Annotated in this window: 16 protein-coding genes and 1 tRNA gene; 12 read left to right on the forward strand and 5 right to left on the reverse strand. The window is 51.8% G+C overall.

Annotation, left to right across the window (positions count from 1 at the left end; genetic code table 11):
- Positions 1-8 precede the first annotated feature (8 nt).
- A tRNA-His gene (locus AB8615_RS04745) sits at positions 9-85 on the forward strand.
- A 103-nt stretch (positions 86-188) separates the two neighbouring features.
- The gene (locus AB8615_RS04750; RefSeq protein WP_409433779.1) at positions 189-1,325 is read left to right on the forward strand and encodes a DUF2336 domain-containing protein; all 1,137 of its coding nucleotides are present in this window, start codon (positions 189-191) and stop codon (positions 1,323-1,325) included.
- Here the strand turns inward: AB8615_RS04750 and AB8615_RS04755 are convergent.
- Positions 1,322-2,104, reverse strand: coding sequence for an NAD kinase (locus AB8615_RS04755; protein ID WP_409433780.1), 783 nt, complete (start codon positions 2,102-2,104; stop codon positions 1,322-1,324). The two genes, AB8615_RS04750 and AB8615_RS04755, sit on opposite strands and share 4 nt — an antisense overlap.
- Positions 2,105-2,159: 55 nt before the next feature.
- Between AB8615_RS04755 and AB8615_RS04760 the strand changes: the two genes are divergently transcribed.
- On the forward strand, positions 2,160-2,978 hold the full coding sequence (locus AB8615_RS04760; protein WP_409433781.1) for a hypothetical protein: 819 nt from the start codon (positions 2,160-2,162) through the stop codon (positions 2,976-2,978).
- Here the strand turns inward: AB8615_RS04760 and AB8615_RS04765 are convergent.
- Entirely contained in the window at positions 2,975-3,448 is a 474-nt protein-coding gene (locus AB8615_RS04765; protein WP_409433782.1) for a c-type cytochrome, read from the reverse strand. The two genes, AB8615_RS04760 and AB8615_RS04765, sit on opposite strands and share 4 nt — an antisense overlap.
- A gap of 197 nt (positions 3,449-3,645) precedes the next feature.
- On the opposite strand from AB8615_RS04765, the gene AB8615_RS04770 reads away from it, so the two are divergent.
- The 6 genes from AB8615_RS04770 (at position 3,646) to AB8615_RS04795 (ending at position 10,941) form a co-directional block, all read left to right on the forward strand.
- Positions 3,646-5,367, forward strand: a complete 1,722-nt coding sequence (locus AB8615_RS04770; protein ID WP_418152845.1) for an acyl-CoA dehydrogenase — start codon at positions 3,646-3,648, stop codon at positions 5,365-5,367.
- 38 nt (positions 5,368-5,405) lie between these two features.
- Entirely contained in the window at positions 5,406-6,221 is an 816-nt protein-coding gene (panB, locus tag AB8615_RS04775; RefSeq protein ID WP_409433784.1) for a 3-methyl-2-oxobutanoate hydroxymethyltransferase, read from the forward strand.
- Between the two features lie 125 nt (positions 6,222-6,346).
- Entirely contained in the window at positions 6,347-7,096 is a 750-nt protein-coding gene (locus tag AB8615_RS04780) for a tetratricopeptide repeat protein (RefSeq protein WP_409433785.1), read from the forward strand.
- Positions 7,089-8,534 (forward strand): PQQ-binding-like beta-propeller repeat protein, encoded by a 1,446-nt coding sequence (locus tag AB8615_RS04785; RefSeq protein ID WP_409433786.1) that lies wholly within the window; start codon positions 7,089-7,091, stop codon positions 8,532-8,534. The genes AB8615_RS04780 and AB8615_RS04785 overlap by 8 nt, the downstream gene beginning before the upstream one ends.
- A gap of 5 nt (positions 8,535-8,539) precedes the next feature.
- The gene (gene der / locus AB8615_RS04790) at positions 8,540-9,994 is read left to right on the forward strand and encodes a ribosome biogenesis GTPase Der (protein ID WP_418152848.1); all 1,455 of its coding nucleotides are present in this window, start codon (positions 8,540-8,542) and stop codon (positions 9,992-9,994) included.
- Positions 9,995-10,083: 89 nt separating this feature from the next.
- Positions 10,084-10,941, forward strand: coding sequence for a hypothetical protein (locus AB8615_RS04795; protein ID WP_409433788.1), 858 nt, complete (start codon positions 10,084-10,086; stop codon positions 10,939-10,941).
- Positions 10,942-11,509: 568 nt separating this feature from the next.
- Here the strand turns inward: AB8615_RS04795 and AB8615_RS04800 are convergent.
- Positions 11,510-12,388, reverse strand: coding sequence for an IS1595 family transposase (locus tag AB8615_RS04800; protein WP_409433789.1), 879 nt, complete (start codon positions 12,386-12,388; stop codon positions 11,510-11,512).
- A gap of 165 nt (positions 12,389-12,553) precedes the next feature.
- On the opposite strand from AB8615_RS04800, the gene AB8615_RS04805 reads away from it, so the two are divergent.
- Genes AB8615_RS04805 through ahr form a run of 3 tightly spaced genes read left to right on the forward strand, consistent with a single transcriptional unit; the run spans position 12,554 to position 14,282 of the window.
- On the forward strand, positions 12,554-13,030 hold the full coding sequence (locus AB8615_RS04805; protein WP_409433790.1) for a hypothetical protein: 477 nt from the start codon (positions 12,554-12,556) through the stop codon (positions 13,028-13,030).
- A gap of 3 nt (positions 13,031-13,033) precedes the next feature.
- Complete coding sequence (locus AB8615_RS04810; protein WP_409433791.1) at positions 13,034-13,264, forward strand: helix-turn-helix transcriptional regulator; 231 nt, start codon at positions 13,034-13,036, stop codon at positions 13,262-13,264.
- Positions 13,265-13,268: 4 nt separating this feature from the next.
- The gene (ahr, locus tag AB8615_RS04815) at positions 13,269-14,282 is read left to right on the forward strand and encodes an NADPH-dependent aldehyde reductase Ahr (protein ID WP_418152851.1); all 1,014 of its coding nucleotides are present in this window, start codon (positions 13,269-13,271) and stop codon (positions 14,280-14,282) included.
- On the opposite strand, the gene AB8615_RS04820 is transcribed toward ahr, so the two are convergent.
- Both AB8615_RS04820 and purF read right to left on the reverse strand, forming a co-directional pair.
- Positions 14,279-15,004 carry an SDR family NAD(P)-dependent oxidoreductase gene (locus tag AB8615_RS04820; protein ID WP_409433793.1) on the reverse strand — a complete coding sequence of 242 codons (726 nt, stop codon included), beginning with the start codon at positions 15,002-15,004 and terminating at the stop codon, positions 14,279-14,281. The genes ahr and AB8615_RS04820 overlap by 4 nt on opposite strands.
- A gap of 5 nt (positions 15,005-15,009) precedes the next feature.
- The gene (gene purF / locus AB8615_RS04825; protein ID WP_409433794.1) at positions 15,010-16,479 is read right to left on the reverse strand and encodes an amidophosphoribosyltransferase; all 1,470 of its coding nucleotides are present in this window, start codon (positions 16,477-16,479) and stop codon (positions 15,010-15,012) included.
- Positions 16,480-16,518: the final 39 nt, after the last annotated feature.

Below are 16,518 nucleotides of genomic sequence, written 5' to 3' on the forward strand. Positions count from 1 at the left end.
TTTAAGGAGCCGCCTTAGCTCAGTTGGTTAGAGCGCCGGTTTGTGGAACCGGAGGTCCTTGGTTCGAGACCAAGAGGCGGTACCATTCCTCATTATTTTTAATATCTAAAACCGTTTCGGATCACGTCATAATAACGGCTGATTAACCCTGTTTGGCTATATCAGAGCCTTATCAATAGGGTGATCATGTGACCAAAATCGCAGCGAATTTACTGACAATGCTTGGCAAGAAAACGGTGCGTGATGCTGTACATGGGCAGCATATCGAGACGCGTGCTTTGGCCGTGCAGAAGATTGGTCGGTCATTACGGGATGTGACCCTGACGGATGCCGAGCGAGAACTAGCCGAGAAAATATTGACTTTGGTTTGCCGCGATGTGTCAGACATTGTCCGCCGCGCCTTGGCCGTGACCTTACAGAATTCACCAAATCTGCCGCGTAAAATAGCCCTGAAGCTGATCAACGATATAGACTCGATCGCAGTCCCGATCCTCAAAAACTCGCCTGTTATTACAGATGACGATTTGCTTTTAATCTTGAAATCCAATGCGGCGGCTAAGGTTAAAGCTGTGGCCCAACGCCATCGCCTATCCGCACATATTTGTTCTGCGATCGTCAGTTTCGGCGACGGGGCAGCCGTGGCCGATTTGGCCGCCAATGACAGCGCTCTCATTGCACCAGATACCGCCGCCCATATGGCGGAGATTTATGCCCAAGACGATATGATCCGAGAGGCGGCATTATCACGTCAAGATATGCCGGCTCACGTCGTGCAGAAACTGATCAGCGCCGCTGCGTCTTCTGCAGAGCGCAAACTTTCTCAGAACACCGAACTGACAGAATTTGAAGCTGCGGATATCGCCAATCGCACGCAACAGCGCGCCTTAATCAGTTATGTTGGACGCGACTGGCCAGAGAAAACGCTGATCAGCTATGTTGAAACGCTTCATGCGGCGGGCGGATTGTCAGAGGATATTATCCAGCGTGCGGCAGGAGTTGGCGATATGCGCTTCGTGCAAATCGCGATTGCGAAACGTGTGGGTATCGGCATCCAGAAGGCTGGACTTATGATGTTTGACAGTGGCCCTCTAGGCTTACAAGCGCTCTGCGAACGCGCTGGGATGAGTGAAGCGTCACGGGGCTTTCTGTCTGCAGCCATCGTGATTTATCGCGACTTTCAAGTGTCTGGGCAAAATCTCACAGATCAACAAATTCAGAAAATTATGCTGGAGCGAGTGCTAACGCTCCCAATCGCATTTAGCCCCCAAATAGAGGCTGACTTTTGTGACAAGCTAGATAGCCTGTCACACCTTTCGTCTATCTAAGCGACGAATTGTTCCAATAAGATTTTCTCATCCAAGCCGTGATCGGCGTCAAACAGCATGGTGAGGGAGGCAGATAAATCCTGCTCCACCGTCACGGATGTGACATTGCGTATTTCAGAATTATCTGCGGAGGCAGACACAGGTCTTTTGACGGGTTCCAAGACTTCAAACCGCACTTTGGATGTGCCTTTGAGAAGCGCCCCTCGCCAACGCCGTGGACGAAACGCGCTAATTGGGGTGAGGGCGAGAACGTCTGCGCCCAACGGAATAACAGGGCCATGGGCTGATAAATTGTAGGCCGTTGATCCAACAGGTGTCGCGAGCAATACACCGTCCGCGATTAATCTCTCCATTCGCACCTTATTATCGACGATAATCGAGATATGTGCGGCTTGTTGCGTTTGACGAAATAAAGACACTTCGTTGAAGGCGACCTCGGTCAATTCGCCTCCCGCTGCCTGCGCCACCATTTTGAGCGGGTGAACCGTTGTCGGCTCAGCTTTGGCGAGCCGCTCGGGCAGATCGTCCAAGCTATATTCGTTCATCAAAAACCCAATAGTGCCGCGATTCACCCCGTAAACAGGCAATCCGCGACGTATTAAGGGCAAATGCCGCCGCAGCGTGTGGAGCATAAAACCGTCGCCCCCGATCGCAATAATAGCGTCCGCATCAGCGGCATCGTGGTTTCCGTAGCGCTGGCTCAGTGCCTTTAAGGCAGCCTTGGCACTCGGTTTTGCGCTGGAAATAAAGGCCAGTTTGGAAAAAGATTTAGATGACATAAATTGGCTATAACATTTGACCGCTGGAACACGCAAAGCCTAATGTTTCAATGGGATGGGTAAAATAGTTCGACAGGTCGAGCGCTGCGCCGCTGCGACAGGGCTATTTTGGGTGATGGGATCAAGTCCTGCCCTTGCTGGAGCGTGGAACCAACCCGCAGGTGACGGGCAGATCATTCTGACGTCGCTTTGGACCAGTGGAGATTTTGTGTTTGCCGATAATGGCGATCGCACTCCGATCATGGATTTTTCAAAAACTGAGAGTCGTTTGTTCGCCGAATACGGCGTCAGCGATCGGTGGACGCTGACCGCCAATGCGGCCTATCAAACGATTAATTACGACAGTCCTGACAGTGCTTTTACATTCAAAGATTTTGACGAGACCGAGCTGGGGCTACGCTACCAAGTCAAACGAAAACGGGGACAGGCGATTTCGGTGCAAGCTAGCTATATTTGGGACGGCGGGCCGATGGACAATATCCTCGATATTGGCGGAGATCGCGATATGGTCGAGCTGCGCGGTCTGTGGGGGCAAAGCTGGGAAACGTCGCGCGGTGACTTTTTCACCGATGCGCAAATTGCAGGGCGCATGGAAACGGGCGGACGCTATCAAAGCACAAGCTTGGACGTGACTTTGGGTTATAAACCTACGGATAAGTGGATGATAATGCTGCAGAATTACACGCGTCATGCGGAAGCTGAAGAAGCCCTCGGCTTCCGTGTGCCAGCGCAAGCCTATCTCAAATCTCACGCCTCTATTACATATCGATATAAAGCAGGGCAGCGATTACAGCTTGGCTATGTAAAAACACTGCTCGGCAAAAATATTGTGCAAGAGGGTGGTTTCACCCTCGGAGTTTGGTGGGAGTATTAAGGCGCAGTCGCAGGCGTTGTTTTGGCGCGCAAATATTCCTGTAATGCGGCACGATCTTCGGCCTTTTTAATGCCGACAAAGCTCATGCGGTTGCCGGGCATAAATTCACGAGGTTTCGCGATATATGCGTCCATCGTCTCTTCTGTCCAGACAACGCCAGACGCCGCCATGGCTTTGGAATAAGCGAATCCATCCTTCGCCCCTGCTGTTGCGCCGTAAACATTCCACAAATTAGGCCCGACCTTGTTTTTCCCACCTTCATTCAGGGTGTGGCAGGCCTGGCAGCGTTTGAACATGATCCGCCCGCGCTCCATCGAGGTCATCTCTTTCGCCGCGACTTGCTGAATGGGGGCCGTTGGTGTTGCGGGGTTTGTCGAAGTTGCACTATCACTGCCACCGCAAGCTGTCAGGGTCAGCATAGCGGCGCAAGCCAGCGCAATGTTCAATCGAAACTCTGGAAAATATCTCATAGTCGCATCATGGCCTTTGCTTTCTAGCAATCAAGGAAAATATCGCTGCTGCGCCAAATGGCCGTAACTGCAAAAGTTATAAACTGCCCAAGTCTTAAACTGCCCAAGTCTTAAACTGTATGCAGCCGCGTCAATTTTAACGCTTAAAATCGTAGCTAAGGCGTGCCATATCAGCGTTTCAGAACAAGGATTGTCTCATGTCATTTACCGCCCCCGTCAACGCTATGCAGTTTTTACTCAATCACGGCGTCGATTTCGATAAGATTATCACGCAAGATAAATTCGCTGACGCGACGCCAGAACTGGTGAGCGATATTTTGAATGGGGCATCCGTCTTTGCGCGCGATGTGCTGGCTCCGACAAATTGGACCGGTGATCAAAACCCCGCGACTTTGGACGGTAAAGACGTGACCGCTTCCCCAGGTTTCAAAGAAGCTTATGCCGCATTTGTCGAAGCGGGTTGGCAGAGCCTGTCTACGCCTGCTGAGATTGGTGGCATGGGCTTACCGACCGTGGTGTCAGCCGCTGTCAACGAAATGATCTACGCGGCCAATATGGCGCTCGACCTCTGCCCTATGCTGACAGGATCAGCGGTGAAGGCGATTGATGCCCATGCGAGTGAAGACTTGCAAGAGACCTATGTGCCCAAAATGGTGACGGGCGAGTGGACGGGCGCAATGTGCCTAACCGAGCCACAAGCTGGGTCAGATCTTGGGCCTGTGCGCACTAAAGCTGAAGACAATGGCGACGGCACATATTCGATCACGGGCCAGAAAATCTACATCACTTGGGGCGATCACGATTGCGCAGATAACATCATTCACCTTGTTCTCGCCCGCTTGCCTGACAGCCCCGAAGGCTCTCGCGGAATTTCGCTATTTTTGTGCCCCAAATATTTCGTCAATGCAGATGGTTCACTAGGTGATCGCAACGACTTTTATCCCATCGGGTTAGAGCATAAACTCGGCATCCACGGGTCTCCGACGTGTGTGATGGAGTTCTCAGGCGCGAAGGGTTGGCTCGTTGGGGAAGTCAATCGCGGTTTGGCTTGCATGTTCACCATGATGAACGAAGCGCGGCTTTTTGTGGGCGTGCAAGGCGTCGCGATCGGAGAGCGGGCCTATCAAGCCGCACTGGATTATGCGAATGACCGCGTCCAAGGCCGCCCGATTGAGAGTGACCCAACAGACCCGATTATCAACCATCCCGATGTACGGCGTATGCTGATTGATATGAAGACACGGCTCATGGGCGCGCGCGCGATTGGCATGGCGACAGCTGCAGCAGATGATCTCGGCGATCATGCGCGGGCAGGGTTGCTGACCCCAATTGCCAAATCTTACGGCTCCGATACCGGTGTGTCTGTGGCTAGCACGGGCGTGCAAATTCACGGAGGCATGGGTTTTGTCGAAGAGACGGGGGCGGCGCAACATTATCGCGATGCGCGGATTGCACCGATCTATGAAGGCACAAACGGTATTCAAGCGATCGATCTTGTCGGCCGCAAACTTCGTCGCGACGGGGGCGAAGCAATGCGTGCCTTGCTAGCTGATTTGAAGCATATCAATATCGAAGCAGACCAAGCCGAAGGGCTGGATGTCTGTGTTCGCGCTCTGACCAACGGGATTGAGACACTGTCAGTCGCCACAGATATTCTACTTAATGCCAGCGAGAAAGACGCGCTCTCCGTCGCCACACCTTATCAAACGCTATGCTCGCTCGTGATTTCGGGTGCGCTGTTGACTAAGGCTGTTGCACGCGGCACGTTGGCAGGGGACGCACACGCGCCGAATATGGCTGTTCTCGCCCGCTATCACGCGCTATCGGTCATGCCAGAAGCAGAGGCGCAGCTAGAGCAAATCCGTGCAGGCGCAGACCCGATCTTTGACTTTCCAAAGACAGCGCTTGCCGATTTGTAGGATAATCGCCATACAACCCTCTGTAATTAGGAGGTTTTATGTCCGCACAAAATACAGCGCGTCGTATCACGGCACCAGAGATCACGGCGCGTAAGGGCGGCGATCCGATCGTCTGCCTGACGGCTTACGACGCCCCGACGGCGAGCATTGTAGATGACCACTGCGATTTGATCTTGGTCGGCGACAGCCTGGGGATGGTTGTCCACGGTATGCCGTCCACCGTTGGCGTCACACTGGATATGATGATCTTGCATGGCCAAGCAGTGATGCGCGGGTCGCAAAAAGCGCTTGTTGTTGTCGATCTACCGTTTGGTTCTTATGAGGACAGCCCGATCACAGCGTTCAAAAATGCCTCTCGCGTCATGATGGAAACGGGCTGCCAAGCCGTCAAGATCGAGAGCGGTTCATACGCGGCAGAGACAATTAGCTATTTGGTGGAGCGCGGTATTCCAGTGATGAGCCATGTCGGTCTGCGCCCGCAATCCATGCACGTCCTTGGCGGGTTCCGCGCCAGAGGCCGCACGGACGCAATTTATCAGGAAATTATTGAGAACGCCCAAGCCGCCGCCGAAGCAGGTAGCTTTGCCGTTGTGGTTGAGGGTGTGTCAGAAGACCTCGCAAATGAAGTAACGAAGGCCGTGACAATCCCAACGATTGGCATCGGTGCATCAGCGCAATGTGACGGTCAAATCTTGGTCACGCCTGATATGTTAGGTATGTTCGAGCGCGTCCCAAAATTTGTCAAAAAATTTGGAGATCAGCGCGCGCAGACGGAGGCGGCGGTCAAAGCCTATGCCAAGGGCGTGAAAGCCCGCACTTTCCCGGGTGAGGCCAATCTTTACCGCTTTAAATAGCCTCCAAATTTCCGCATATCATTTCAAAGAGGTAATGCCCTTAGCGGTTGTCAGCGAGGGCGTGCGCGGCTAGGTTCCGCGACAAACTGGATGCCGAGTCATCCCCTATCATATGAGAGCCTTTCGTGGTCGATTTTATCAATGAAGTAGAAGAAGAACTCCGCAAGGACGACTATAACAATCTTCTCAAGAAATATGGGCCGTTAATAGCGGCCATAATTGCCGCTATCGTTATTGGCACAGGTTACCTTGAATGGCGCGAATATAGCGAAGACCGCGCCGCTCGGGCAACGTCGGCTAGCTATACCGATGCTGCGCGTTTGGCAGGACAGGGCGAAGTTGATAAAGCCGTCTCGCAATTTACGGAACTCGCCTCTGTCGCGCCGCAAGGTTATGCAGGTCTATCATTGATGCGGGCGGCTATCATAGAGCTAGAGCGCGGGAACCGTGCCCAGGCCGTGAGCCTTTATGATCAAGCGGCTGACAAGTTTGAAGCGCCGCGCCACAAGCAACTCGCGCAATTAAAGGCCGCCTATATCCTTGCGGGTGACGGGGCCTATCAAGATGTGGTGGGTCGTGTGGGGCCGCTGACTGAAACAGGTGCGCCTTATGAATTCCTTGCCCGCGAATTGCTGGGCTTTGCCGCAGCAGAAACTGGCGATGCGCAGCAAGCGCGTGAACAGTTTGGCTATCTTAATACGGTGCCTGGTGTTCCCGCGACAATCAAAGAGCGCGCGAAGCAATCTTTGACCCTGATGCAAGACCCAGCGCCCACGAACACTATGGCGTCACCTGATCCTGTTCTGGCCTCGCCAGACACGATGCCAGATACTGATGCCCAAGATATTGACGAAGAAGAGACACCCAATGAATAAGCATATCTTTCTAGGCGTGAGCGCGGCTCTGCTTCTCTCGGCCTGCTCGACGATTGGATCAGTTACGGACGCGATTAACCCGTTTGATAAAAGCGATGCTGACAAAAAAGCAGAGCAGGGCGATGTGGCGGGCGAGTCTGAGCGCATTTCGATTTTGGAATTATCTGACACGCTGCAAGTCGGCGGAGCTATCACACCTGATCAGGTCGTTCTGCCGCCTGCTTACGTCAATACCGACTGGCCGCAGCTTGGCGGGAACCCGCAACATGTGGTGCAACACACTGGCGCATCTGGCTCGCTAGAGAAAGTCTGGAGCAAAGACATTGGCAAAGGCTCTGGCGGTAAATCCCGCATGCTCGCCCCGCCTATTATTGCTAATGGTGTGATCTATACCATGGACGGCGACAACACGGTGACAGCTCGCAATGAGGCGTCGGGCGACGAAATGTGGGAGTTTAAAGTTGAAGTGGCTCAGCGTGAAAAAACGCGTGAAGGCCGCATTGGCATCATTGACCGCATCCGCGATCCGCTCTCGATCACAGACGGAAGTGGCCGCGACAAGGAATCTGTTGGCGGCGGCGTTACCTATGATGCAGGGAAAATCTATGTCAGTTCAGGCCTCGGTGTTGTTAAGGCGCTCGACGCCGCAACGGGTGAGCAGATTTGGTCGCGCGCCACACGAACACCGCTTCACTCTGCGCCAGTCGCTGATAATGGACGTGTTTTTGCGATTTCTGATGATAACGAGTTATTCGCGTTTAACGGCAATACGGGCGAAGTCCTCTGGACGTATCAAGGCTTGATTGAGAGCGCACGCATGTTAACCGTGCCGAGTCCCGCGATCATTGATGACGTAATTATCGCGCCGTTCTCGTCAGGAGAATTGGTGGCATTGCGCGTACAAAATGGCGGCGTTTTGTGGCAAGACGCGCTCGCCTCCAGTGCTCGCTTAACCCCACTTTCCTCGCTCAACGATATTGCAGGTGGTCCCGCGATTGCGGATGGCTACGTCATTGCGACAGCGCAAAGCGGTATTATGACGGCCTTTGACCTACGCACTGGGCAACGTGTTTGGAGCCAGCCTGCGGGCTCGCTCGGCATCCCCTTGATCGCGGGGGACTTTGTGTATTCCGTCACGACAGCAGGGCAGGTCGTTTGCTTGTCTAAGATCGATGGTTCTGTCGTCTGGCTGCAACAACTCACAGCGTTTAAAAACGAGAAAAAGCGCAAGAAGCGCATTGTCTGGACGGGGCCAATTTTGGCAGGGGATCGTCTCTTCCTCGCATCGTCCCGCGGCAATACGGTATTGATCAACCCCTATACTGGCGCGATTATTTCAGAAGATAAAGTCAGCGACGCCGTCTTTGTACCGCCCGTTATTGCCAATGAAACGATTTATGTCGTGACAGATGATGCCAAGTTGGTGGCGCTGCGATAGCTCATATGGATGATTTTGAGGACATAGATGAGGCGGTCGAAGATTTCGATACGCCAGAGACACGCCCTGCGCGGCTGGCAATTATCGGCCGACCCAATGTGGGAAAGTCGACAATTTTCAATCGTCTGGCAGGCAAAAAGCTCGCCATCGTGAATGACCAGCCAGGCGTAACGCGTGATGTGCGCGAAGCTCGCTCTCGCTTCCGCGGCCATGACCTGACACTTATGGACACAGCAGGTTTTGAAAACGCGCGTGGGCAGAAACTCGAAGCACGTATGCGGACCCAGACCGAAGCCGCCGTGATGGATGCTGATCTTTGTCTTTTCGTCTATGACGCGCGCGAAGGCGTGACACCGCTAGATCGCATTTTCGCGGATTTCGTGCGCAAATCTGGCAAACCAACTGTCCTTGTTGCCAATAAATGCGAGAGCCGCGCAGGCGATCACGGCGTAAACGAGGGGTATAGCCTCGGCATGGGTGACCCTGTCGAAGTCGCGGCAGAGCATAATATAGGCTTTGGCGAGTTGGATGACGAAATTGAAATGGCTTTGCGCGACGTTGTTCTGACTGTTCCTGATGAAGTCATCGACACAACGGAAGCCCCCGTGCGCATTGCGATTGTTGGCCGTCCCAATGCGGGCAAATCCACGCTTATCAATACGCTGATCGGGAAAGATCGACTGCTGACAGGGCCAGAAGCGGGCGTGACGCGTGATAGCATCACCATTGATTATGTCTGGCAAGGTCGTCGCGTGCAATTCCACGATACCGCCGGCATGCGTAAGAAATCAAAGGTCAACGAAACGCTGGAAGTGCTGTCTGTGCAAGACACATTGCGGGCGATTAAATTCGCACAGGTTGTTGTCCTTCTAATGGATGCGGAGTCACCTTTCGATAAGCAAGATCTGCAGATTGCCGATCTGTGTGAGCGGGAAGGCCGCGCACTTGTGCTTGGCATCACGAAATGGGATTTGGTGAAGAACAAATCCGAGATGTCCAAAGCCCTGCGCGAGAAAGCCGCCAATAGCTTGCAGCAACTCAAAGGCGTGCCTGTTGTCATGTTCTCTGGCCTGACAGGGAAGTCCGTTGACCGCTTGCTGCCCGCCATTGAGCGTGTGCAAATTGACTGGTCTGCTAAATTGAAAACGTCCGAGTTGAACGATTGGCTGATCGAAAAGGTGCAGCGCCATCCACCCCCCGCCGTACAGGGTCGCCGTATTAAACCAAAATATATCAGCCAGACGAAAACGCGCCCGCCGACATTTGTTCTAAAATGCTCCCGTGCGGATAAGCTGCCAGAGAGCTATAAACGCTATCTTATCAATGGTATACGCGAAGACTTTGACCTATGGGCCGTCCCGATCCGCATGTATGTTAAAGCGGATGAAAACCCGTATGATAACATCAAGCGCATTAAGGGCATGGAACCGCTCAAAGAAAACAAGCGTCGTAACAGGTAAAACTTCTTGGAGGTTATCCCCTTCGCATACGTTGTTGACTCTATAAGTGCGTTTGTCCAAACTGCATTTGAGCTTATAGGGGATATTAAATGGCCAGCAGCGTTACGCTTAGGTTTTACAACGTAGAGACAAGTCACGACTCTGATCGTTTTGAGGATGTTCTTCGGAAAATTTTTAGTATGACGATGAAATCGCGAGAGGCTCTGCTTCATAGTGGTGTGGCGATAAGGCTTGAGCATTTAGAGGAAAGCAGTGGCGTCTTGTATGGAGATTTCACTCGCGTCCAAGAGAGCAATCTTCCGGGTCAAGTCTTAGACGATGAGACCAAAAAACTGCCTTTTGATCGCCTCGGCCATTACATAGTGTTTGCTTACGACCCTTCAGCCAAAGCGTTAGCCCTCCAGTTTGACCGCATCGCAAGAGCGGGCGTGGTGTTGTCTTATGTGTCAAATTTCGCCGAAAACGGAGTTTACGCTCACAACGCACTTGTAAGCGGAACTGACTCTTTAAAAGCGCTAGAGACCTCAGATGTGAAGAGCTTCAGGGTAAGATTGGGTGGCATACACAAGTTTGAAGACGCTAATTCAACTAAAAATGATTTTATTGAAACCCTTAATACAATGGGCGACTTTTTCGATGGTCGTCAAATTGAGGTAAAAATTTCAACACGCGCGACAAAGAGCCCTATGGATGCCTCAAATGTTGTCTCTACTATTAAATCACTTCTTCATCTGAAAGACGAAAGCGACAATGTAAAAGCAATTTATGCTGACACATTTGGAGAGCATGACCCATATAACTTTATCAAGGAGTTGCTCCGCGAAACAGGTGAATTAGACCTTCCTGATAATGACCCTATCGGAAACCGAGAAAAGCGTATAGAGTTTGCCAAGAAAAGTTATGATAAACACAAGTCTCCATTACGATCGCAAAACAAGCCTGATTGATTTTGTGAAACTCTTCAAAAGACATTTTGCTCTAATACTGTCTTTGACGACATTAGTTTGCCTTTTTATGTTTCCAGCGCGAGTTGGTTCCGTTTTCGCAGGCGAGCAATGGGAAGTGGGCGCATTTTATGCTGCAATTTTTGATTGGTCTTCTATTCAAAGCGCATTCTTGTTTGGTATTTACGCCTTTATTCTGTCTGGATCAGAGGGTTTCATAAAGGCGGTAAAGGACACAGAGGCTTTTCGTCTCGCGCGAAACTACGTAAGGGTTACGGTTTATTTGGCATTAGCGCTTTCAGCTATTTGCCTTCCCTTGTTAGTCGTATATCCTTCAATTCCTGTGACAAGCGGGTTATCTTTGGGTTATGTCATTTTCTCATTCATCGTCGCTTCATCCATTTACGTGTTTTGCAGATTTCTTACAGTCGTTAATCTTTTTGGTATTTTAGAGAGGTCGCGCCGCTAATGACGACACTTAAGCAAGCTCAAAAAGACCCTAAAGCCATGAAGGATTTCATAGCCGAACATGAGGGCGATGAAATCGAAGATAGAGACTTCGAAAAAGTCCTCAAGTCCATGTCTGCAAAGGGAAAGTCGAAAGAAGATCGGGAAGCATAGTGTTTGGCGCTTTACGGCGATTATACATAAACTCCGCTTCTTTCGCATACTTAGGCAAATGCTTAGGTGATACCCAAATGTGGGTGCCTTTGATTGTGCGTTTTAAGTGGAAGAAAAATCCTTCAATAGTGTTAGTTGTCTGCCCGTCCTTACCAACATATTCGCTGATAGAGTGATCAACGGTTAGGTGCGTGTATTCCTCAAAGTGCTTTAGCGCAGTGTATTGCCCAGCAGTATCAGTATGAATTGTCGTTCCAGCGTGAACATTATTCAAGATCGGTCCAACAAGTGAAGCTTGACTACGGTTCGGAACCACGAATGTCATTACGTCACCATCTTTTTCGACAAGACCCACCACGATAGCCTTGCCCTTGCCGCCCATAGCCCCTTTTTCATAACCGCCGATATATGTCTCGTCAGCCTCAACAATCTTGCCAATGCCGCCTAGCGGCGTTTCACCGTCAACGCCAGCCATATGCTTACGAATTTCATGCCCCATGCGCCATGCAGTCTTGTAGGTGACACCTAATTGACGCTCTAACTCTTTGGCAGAGACGCCATTGCGGGATTTAATGAAGAGAAAGATTGCAAAGAACCATAATTGCAACGAAGTACGTGACTGCTGAAACGGAGTCCCGACCATTGGGTGAATATGATGGCCGCACCACTGGCAAGAAAACGCCTTCTCGGACTTAATGCGATACCACTTGGCATCACGCTCACACTTAGGACATTCATGGCCTTGACCGTAAGAAACTTCGAACAAGTGCTCTAGGCAGGTGTCATCGTCGGGAAATTGTTTAAAAAATGCTAGGACGTTCTGTTTCATGCTTATTATATAGCACAAACATCACCGTATGCCAAGGGGATAATGCCTAACTTCTTTTACGTAAAAAATACTTTACATTTCATCTTTCCCCACCTATTCATGTCAAACATATTTAACATTAGGCGTGCCAGCCTATGTCGACAGACACGTATAAAGGAGACAGATATGACCCGTATTAAAGATATGAGCGAGCCAGAGCGGCAGTCTTGGATTACACTGCTCGCGGACGGTGCTGTGTTTATCTATTTCTGGCAGAAGATGGCCTATGGTTGGCAATTCAAGCCCGAGCATTTCGAACCCGCAGAGTTGGGTGTTGTGGTCTTCCAGATAGTCGTTGTGACCATCATTCTTCATGCCGTGATCGCTTCAATATTTGCAGTTCGGTCACGAAATGAGGCTGCGGCAAAAGACGAGCGCGATGTAGAGATCGCGCGGCGGGGCAGTCAGAACGGCTATATGTTTTTGCAAATTGGGGTCGGCACAATATTAGTGACCTTATTGCTGCAATACATGGCGGGCCAAGCGTATTCGGGACCGATTTCTGTCATCAAGCCTGTCGAGATGATTTTTTATCTCGCCGCGATCAGTTACTTGGCAGACCTTTTTAAACAGATCACCAAAATTCTGGCGTATCGAAAATAGATCATGGGCGGTAAAAAAACACAGATCACAAATCATATTCGGCGTATCCGCCTGGCGCGCACGAATATGACTCAAGTCGAGTTGGCCAAGCGGGTAGGCGCGACGCGGCAAACCATTATCGCGATTGAAGCGAATAAATATGCGCCGTCACTGGAACTCGCCTTCCGTCTCGCGCATACATTAGGGGAGACCGTCGACGACTTGTTCGATTTTGACCCCCAAAGCTGGAGCTAACGCCATGACGACATCTACAACCATACACGCCTACGCCGCCCACAGCGAAGGCGCAGACTTAGAGCCCTTTGAATTTGAGGTGGGCCCGCTAGGTCACAATGAAGTCGAGGTTAAAATTCAGGCCTGCGGCGTCTGTCATTCTGATCTCTCTATGATCAATAATGATTGGGGAGCCAGTCAATATCCACTGGTGCCAGGCCACGAAGCGATTGGTGAAATCGTTGCGATGGGAGAGGGTGTGAGCCATCTCAAGGTCGGTCAAATGGTCGGTGTAGGCTGGAATTCAGACAGCTGTATGCACTGCTCGCCCTGCTTGTCAGGCAGCCAGCAGCGCTGCACGAGTTTGACGATAACGATTGCGGGACGCGGCGGATTTGCAGACCGTATTCGCGTCCGCGATATTTGGGCTGTGCCTTTGCCTGACGGCTTGGATGCAGATAGTGCAGGGCCGCTCTTTTGTGGCGGCATTACAGTTTTCGCGCCAATGATGGATTTTGATCTCAAGCCGACAGACCGTATTGGCGTAATCGGCATTGGCGGGCTTGGTCATTTGGCCGTGCAATTTGCACGGGCTTGGGGCTGCGAAGTTACTGCTTTCACGACGAGTATGGATAAGGAAGACGAGTTGCGAGAGCTGGGCGCACACAAGATCGTGAATACAAAGGACAAAGACGCGTTAAAAAAACTGAGCGGAAAATATGATTTCATCCTCAGCACGGTAAATGCGAGCCTCGCTTGGCCCGCTTATATGGCTGCGCTGGCGCCGCAAGGTAAGTTGATCACGGTTGGTGCGGTTGCGGAACCCATGGGGATCCCAGCCTTTTCCATGATCATGGGACAGAAGTCAGTTGGCGGCTCTGATACGGGCTCGCCGGACATGGTGGCGCGGATGCTAGAATTTTGCGTCCGTCACGACATTAAGCCGATGGTAGAATATTTCGATATGAAAGACGTTAACAAAGCGATTGAACGATTGGAATCAGGCAAAGCCCGCTATCGCATTATACTTAAAAATTAGCCCTTATAATGGGGCGTCTCGCGGAAATTAACTCGCTGGTCTGTTGTGTCCCAGCTTGGCGAGAGCATATCTACAATCAGGGGCGCAACATCTGCGGGATCTGGCAAGTGCGACGGATCTTCCCCTGGCATAGCTTTCGCCCGCATTGCCGTGCGGACACCACCCGGGTTGAGCAGATTGACCTTTAGCGGCGTGATTTCAGTTTCTTGCGCATAGATCGAAACGAATGCCTCCATCCCAGCTTTTGTTGCTGCATATCCGCCCCAATATGCCCGCGGGGTCTGAGCGACTGATGTCGTCACGAAGACAGCACGACCAGCATCGGACGCGCGCAGAAGCGGATCAAATGAGCGGATCAAGCGATAGGGGGCCGTAATATTAACGTCCACTAAACGCATCCAGTCCTTGGGTGTCACATGCGGGGCTGGCGTAATATCGCCTAATACGCCCGCATTGGACAGCAAGCCGTCCAGCTTTCCATAACGCTCTGCAATGACAGCGCCAAGGCGGTCAATCGCATCGAAATCGCGCAAATCCATAGGTACGAGTGTGCAAGATCCCCCTGATGACGTAATCGCGTCGTCCAAATCTTCCAGCCCGCCCTGTGTTCGTGCAATCGCGATCACGTGAGAGCCTGCATCGGCCAACGCCTTCGCCGCCGCATAGCCAATACCGCGCGATGCCCCCGTGACGAGGGTGATCCGTCCAGATAAATCTGCCATGTTACTTACGCGACCTCGATCAAAAATGAGAGCTGATTGCCGCCTAGCAGCTTCCGATCGCGATCAATCAGTGGCGTCGGATATTCGCCAGTAAAGCAATGATCGGTATATTGCGGCGTGTCTTCCGCGCGAAGTTTCTCACCCATCGCCCAATAGAGCCCTTCGACAGAAAGGAAGCCGAGACTGTCAACTTCCAGCATTTCTGTCATCGCATCGAGATTGTAATTCGCCGCAATTAGCTTCTCTTTAGTCGGCATATCAATCCCGTAATGATCAGGGAATTTGATGGGCGGGGAGGCGGAGCGGAAGTGAACTTCCTTGGCGCCCGCCGCTTTGATCATGCGTACAATCTTTGTCGACGTTGTCCCCCGTACGATTGAGTCGTCCACGAGCAAGACCCGCTTGCCTTCGATCATCGCGCGATTGGCAGAATGTTTCAGCTTCACACCCATATCGCGGATCGCTTGCGTGGGCTGAATAAATGTCCGCCCAACATAGTGATTTCGGATAATGCCCAATTCAAACGGGACACCCATTTCTTGCGCAAATCCAATCGCTGCCGGGACGCCACTGTCGGGCACGGGAATAACAACATCAATATCGGCAGGCGTCTCTTGCGCCAAGCGCATGCCCATCCGCTTGCGCACTTCATACACGCTCTTGCCGTCCACAATGCTATCAGGGCGCGCAAAATATACGAACTCAAAGATGCAAGGCCGCGACTCTGCATTGGGGAACGCTGTAAAACTGCGAATACCGTCACTATTGATGACGACCACTTCGCCTGGTGCGACTTCGCGAATGAACTCTGCGTCGATCATGTCAAAGGCACAGGTCTCACTGGCTAAGACATAGCTATCGCCGAGGCGGCCAATGAGGAGTGGGCGAATACCGAAACGATCCCGCGCACCAAACAATCCGTCTTTCGTCATTCCTACAAATGCGTAACCCCCATCGACTTGGCGAATGGCGTTGACGAAGCGGTCAATAAATTCTCCGCCTTGAGCGCGCGCGATCAGGTGGATCACGACTTCGGTGTCAGACGTTGATTGGAAAATCGCGCCTTTTTCAACCAGTTGCTCTTTGATTGTATAAGCGTTGGTGATGTGACCATTATGGGCCAGCGCGAAGCCACCCGTATGCAATTCAGAAAACAGGGGTTGCACATTGCGCAATACTGTCTGGCCCGCCGTTGAGTAGCGATTGTGGCCGATTGAGATATGCCCAGGCAGGCGTTCGGACGGATCAGCGCCCGTAAAGTTATCGCCGACCAGACCCAGGTGACGTTCTGTGTGAAATTTCGAGCCATCCGTCGCCGCAATTCCACAGGCTTCTTGCCCGCGATGTTGGAGAGCGTGAAGGCCGAGCGCGGTCATGGAGGCCGCGTTTTCCATGCCGAAAATGCCGAACACGCCGCACTCTTCTTTGATCTTGTCCTCATTCGGGTCGATATAGCAGCTGGGATTATCTGACATAAAGTCGTCCTCGGATATCGTGGAGTTATCGCTGTGGAA

The sequence above is a fragment of the Litorimonas sp. RW-G-Af-16 genome (assembly GCF_048319245.1).
In the GTDB taxonomy this organism is placed as follows: Bacteria; Pseudomonadota; Alphaproteobacteria; order Caulobacterales; family Maricaulaceae; genus Litorimonas.

Excerpts from the sequence above, each read along its gene's own strand:
- AB8615_RS04755 (WP_409433780.1), bottom strand. The coding sequence starts at position 2,104 with ATGTCATCTAAATCTTTTTCCAAACTGGCCTTTATTTCCAGCGCAAAA.
- AB8615_RS04760 (WP_409433781.1), top strand. The coding sequence starts at position 2,160 with ATGGGTAAAATAGTTCGACAGGTCGAGCGCTGCGCCGCTGCGACAGGG.
- AB8615_RS04765 (WP_409433782.1), bottom strand. The coding sequence starts at position 3,448 with ATGAGATATTTTCCAGAGTTTCGATTGAACATTGCGCTGGCTTGCGCC.
- AB8615_RS04770 (WP_418152845.1), top strand. The coding sequence starts at position 3,646 with ATGTCATTTACCGCCCCCGTCAACGCTATGCAGTTTTTACTCAATCAC.
- panB (WP_409433784.1), top strand. The coding sequence starts at position 5,406 with ATGTCCGCACAAAATACAGCGCGTCGTATCACGGCACCAGAGATCACG.
- AB8615_RS04785 (WP_409433786.1), top strand. The coding sequence starts at position 7,089 with ATGAATAAGCATATCTTTCTAGGCGTGAGCGCGGCTCTGCTTCTCTCG.
- der (WP_418152848.1), top strand. The coding sequence starts at position 8,540 with ATGGATGATTTTGAGGACATAGATGAGGCGGTCGAAGATTTCGATACG.
- AB8615_RS04795 (WP_409433788.1), top strand. The coding sequence starts at position 10,084 with ATGGCCAGCAGCGTTACGCTTAGGTTTTACAACGTAGAGACAAGTCAC.
- AB8615_RS04800 (WP_409433789.1), bottom strand. The coding sequence starts at position 12,388 with ATGAAACAGAACGTCCTAGCATTTTTTAAACAATTTCCCGACGATGAC.
- AB8615_RS04805 (WP_409433790.1), top strand. The coding sequence starts at position 12,554 with ATGACCCGTATTAAAGATATGAGCGAGCCAGAGCGGCAGTCTTGGATT.
- AB8615_RS04810 (WP_409433791.1), top strand. The coding sequence starts at position 13,034 with ATGGGCGGTAAAAAAACACAGATCACAAATCATATTCGGCGTATCCGC.
- ahr (WP_418152851.1), top strand. The coding sequence starts at position 13,269 with ATGACGACATCTACAACCATACACGCCTACGCCGCCCACAGCGAAGGC.
- AB8615_RS04820 (WP_409433793.1), bottom strand. The coding sequence starts at position 15,004 with ATGGCAGATTTATCTGGACGGATCACCCTCGTCACGGGGGCATCGCGC.
- purF (WP_409433794.1), bottom strand. The coding sequence starts at position 16,479 with ATGTCAGATAATCCCAGCTGCTATATCGACCCGAATGAGGACAAGATC.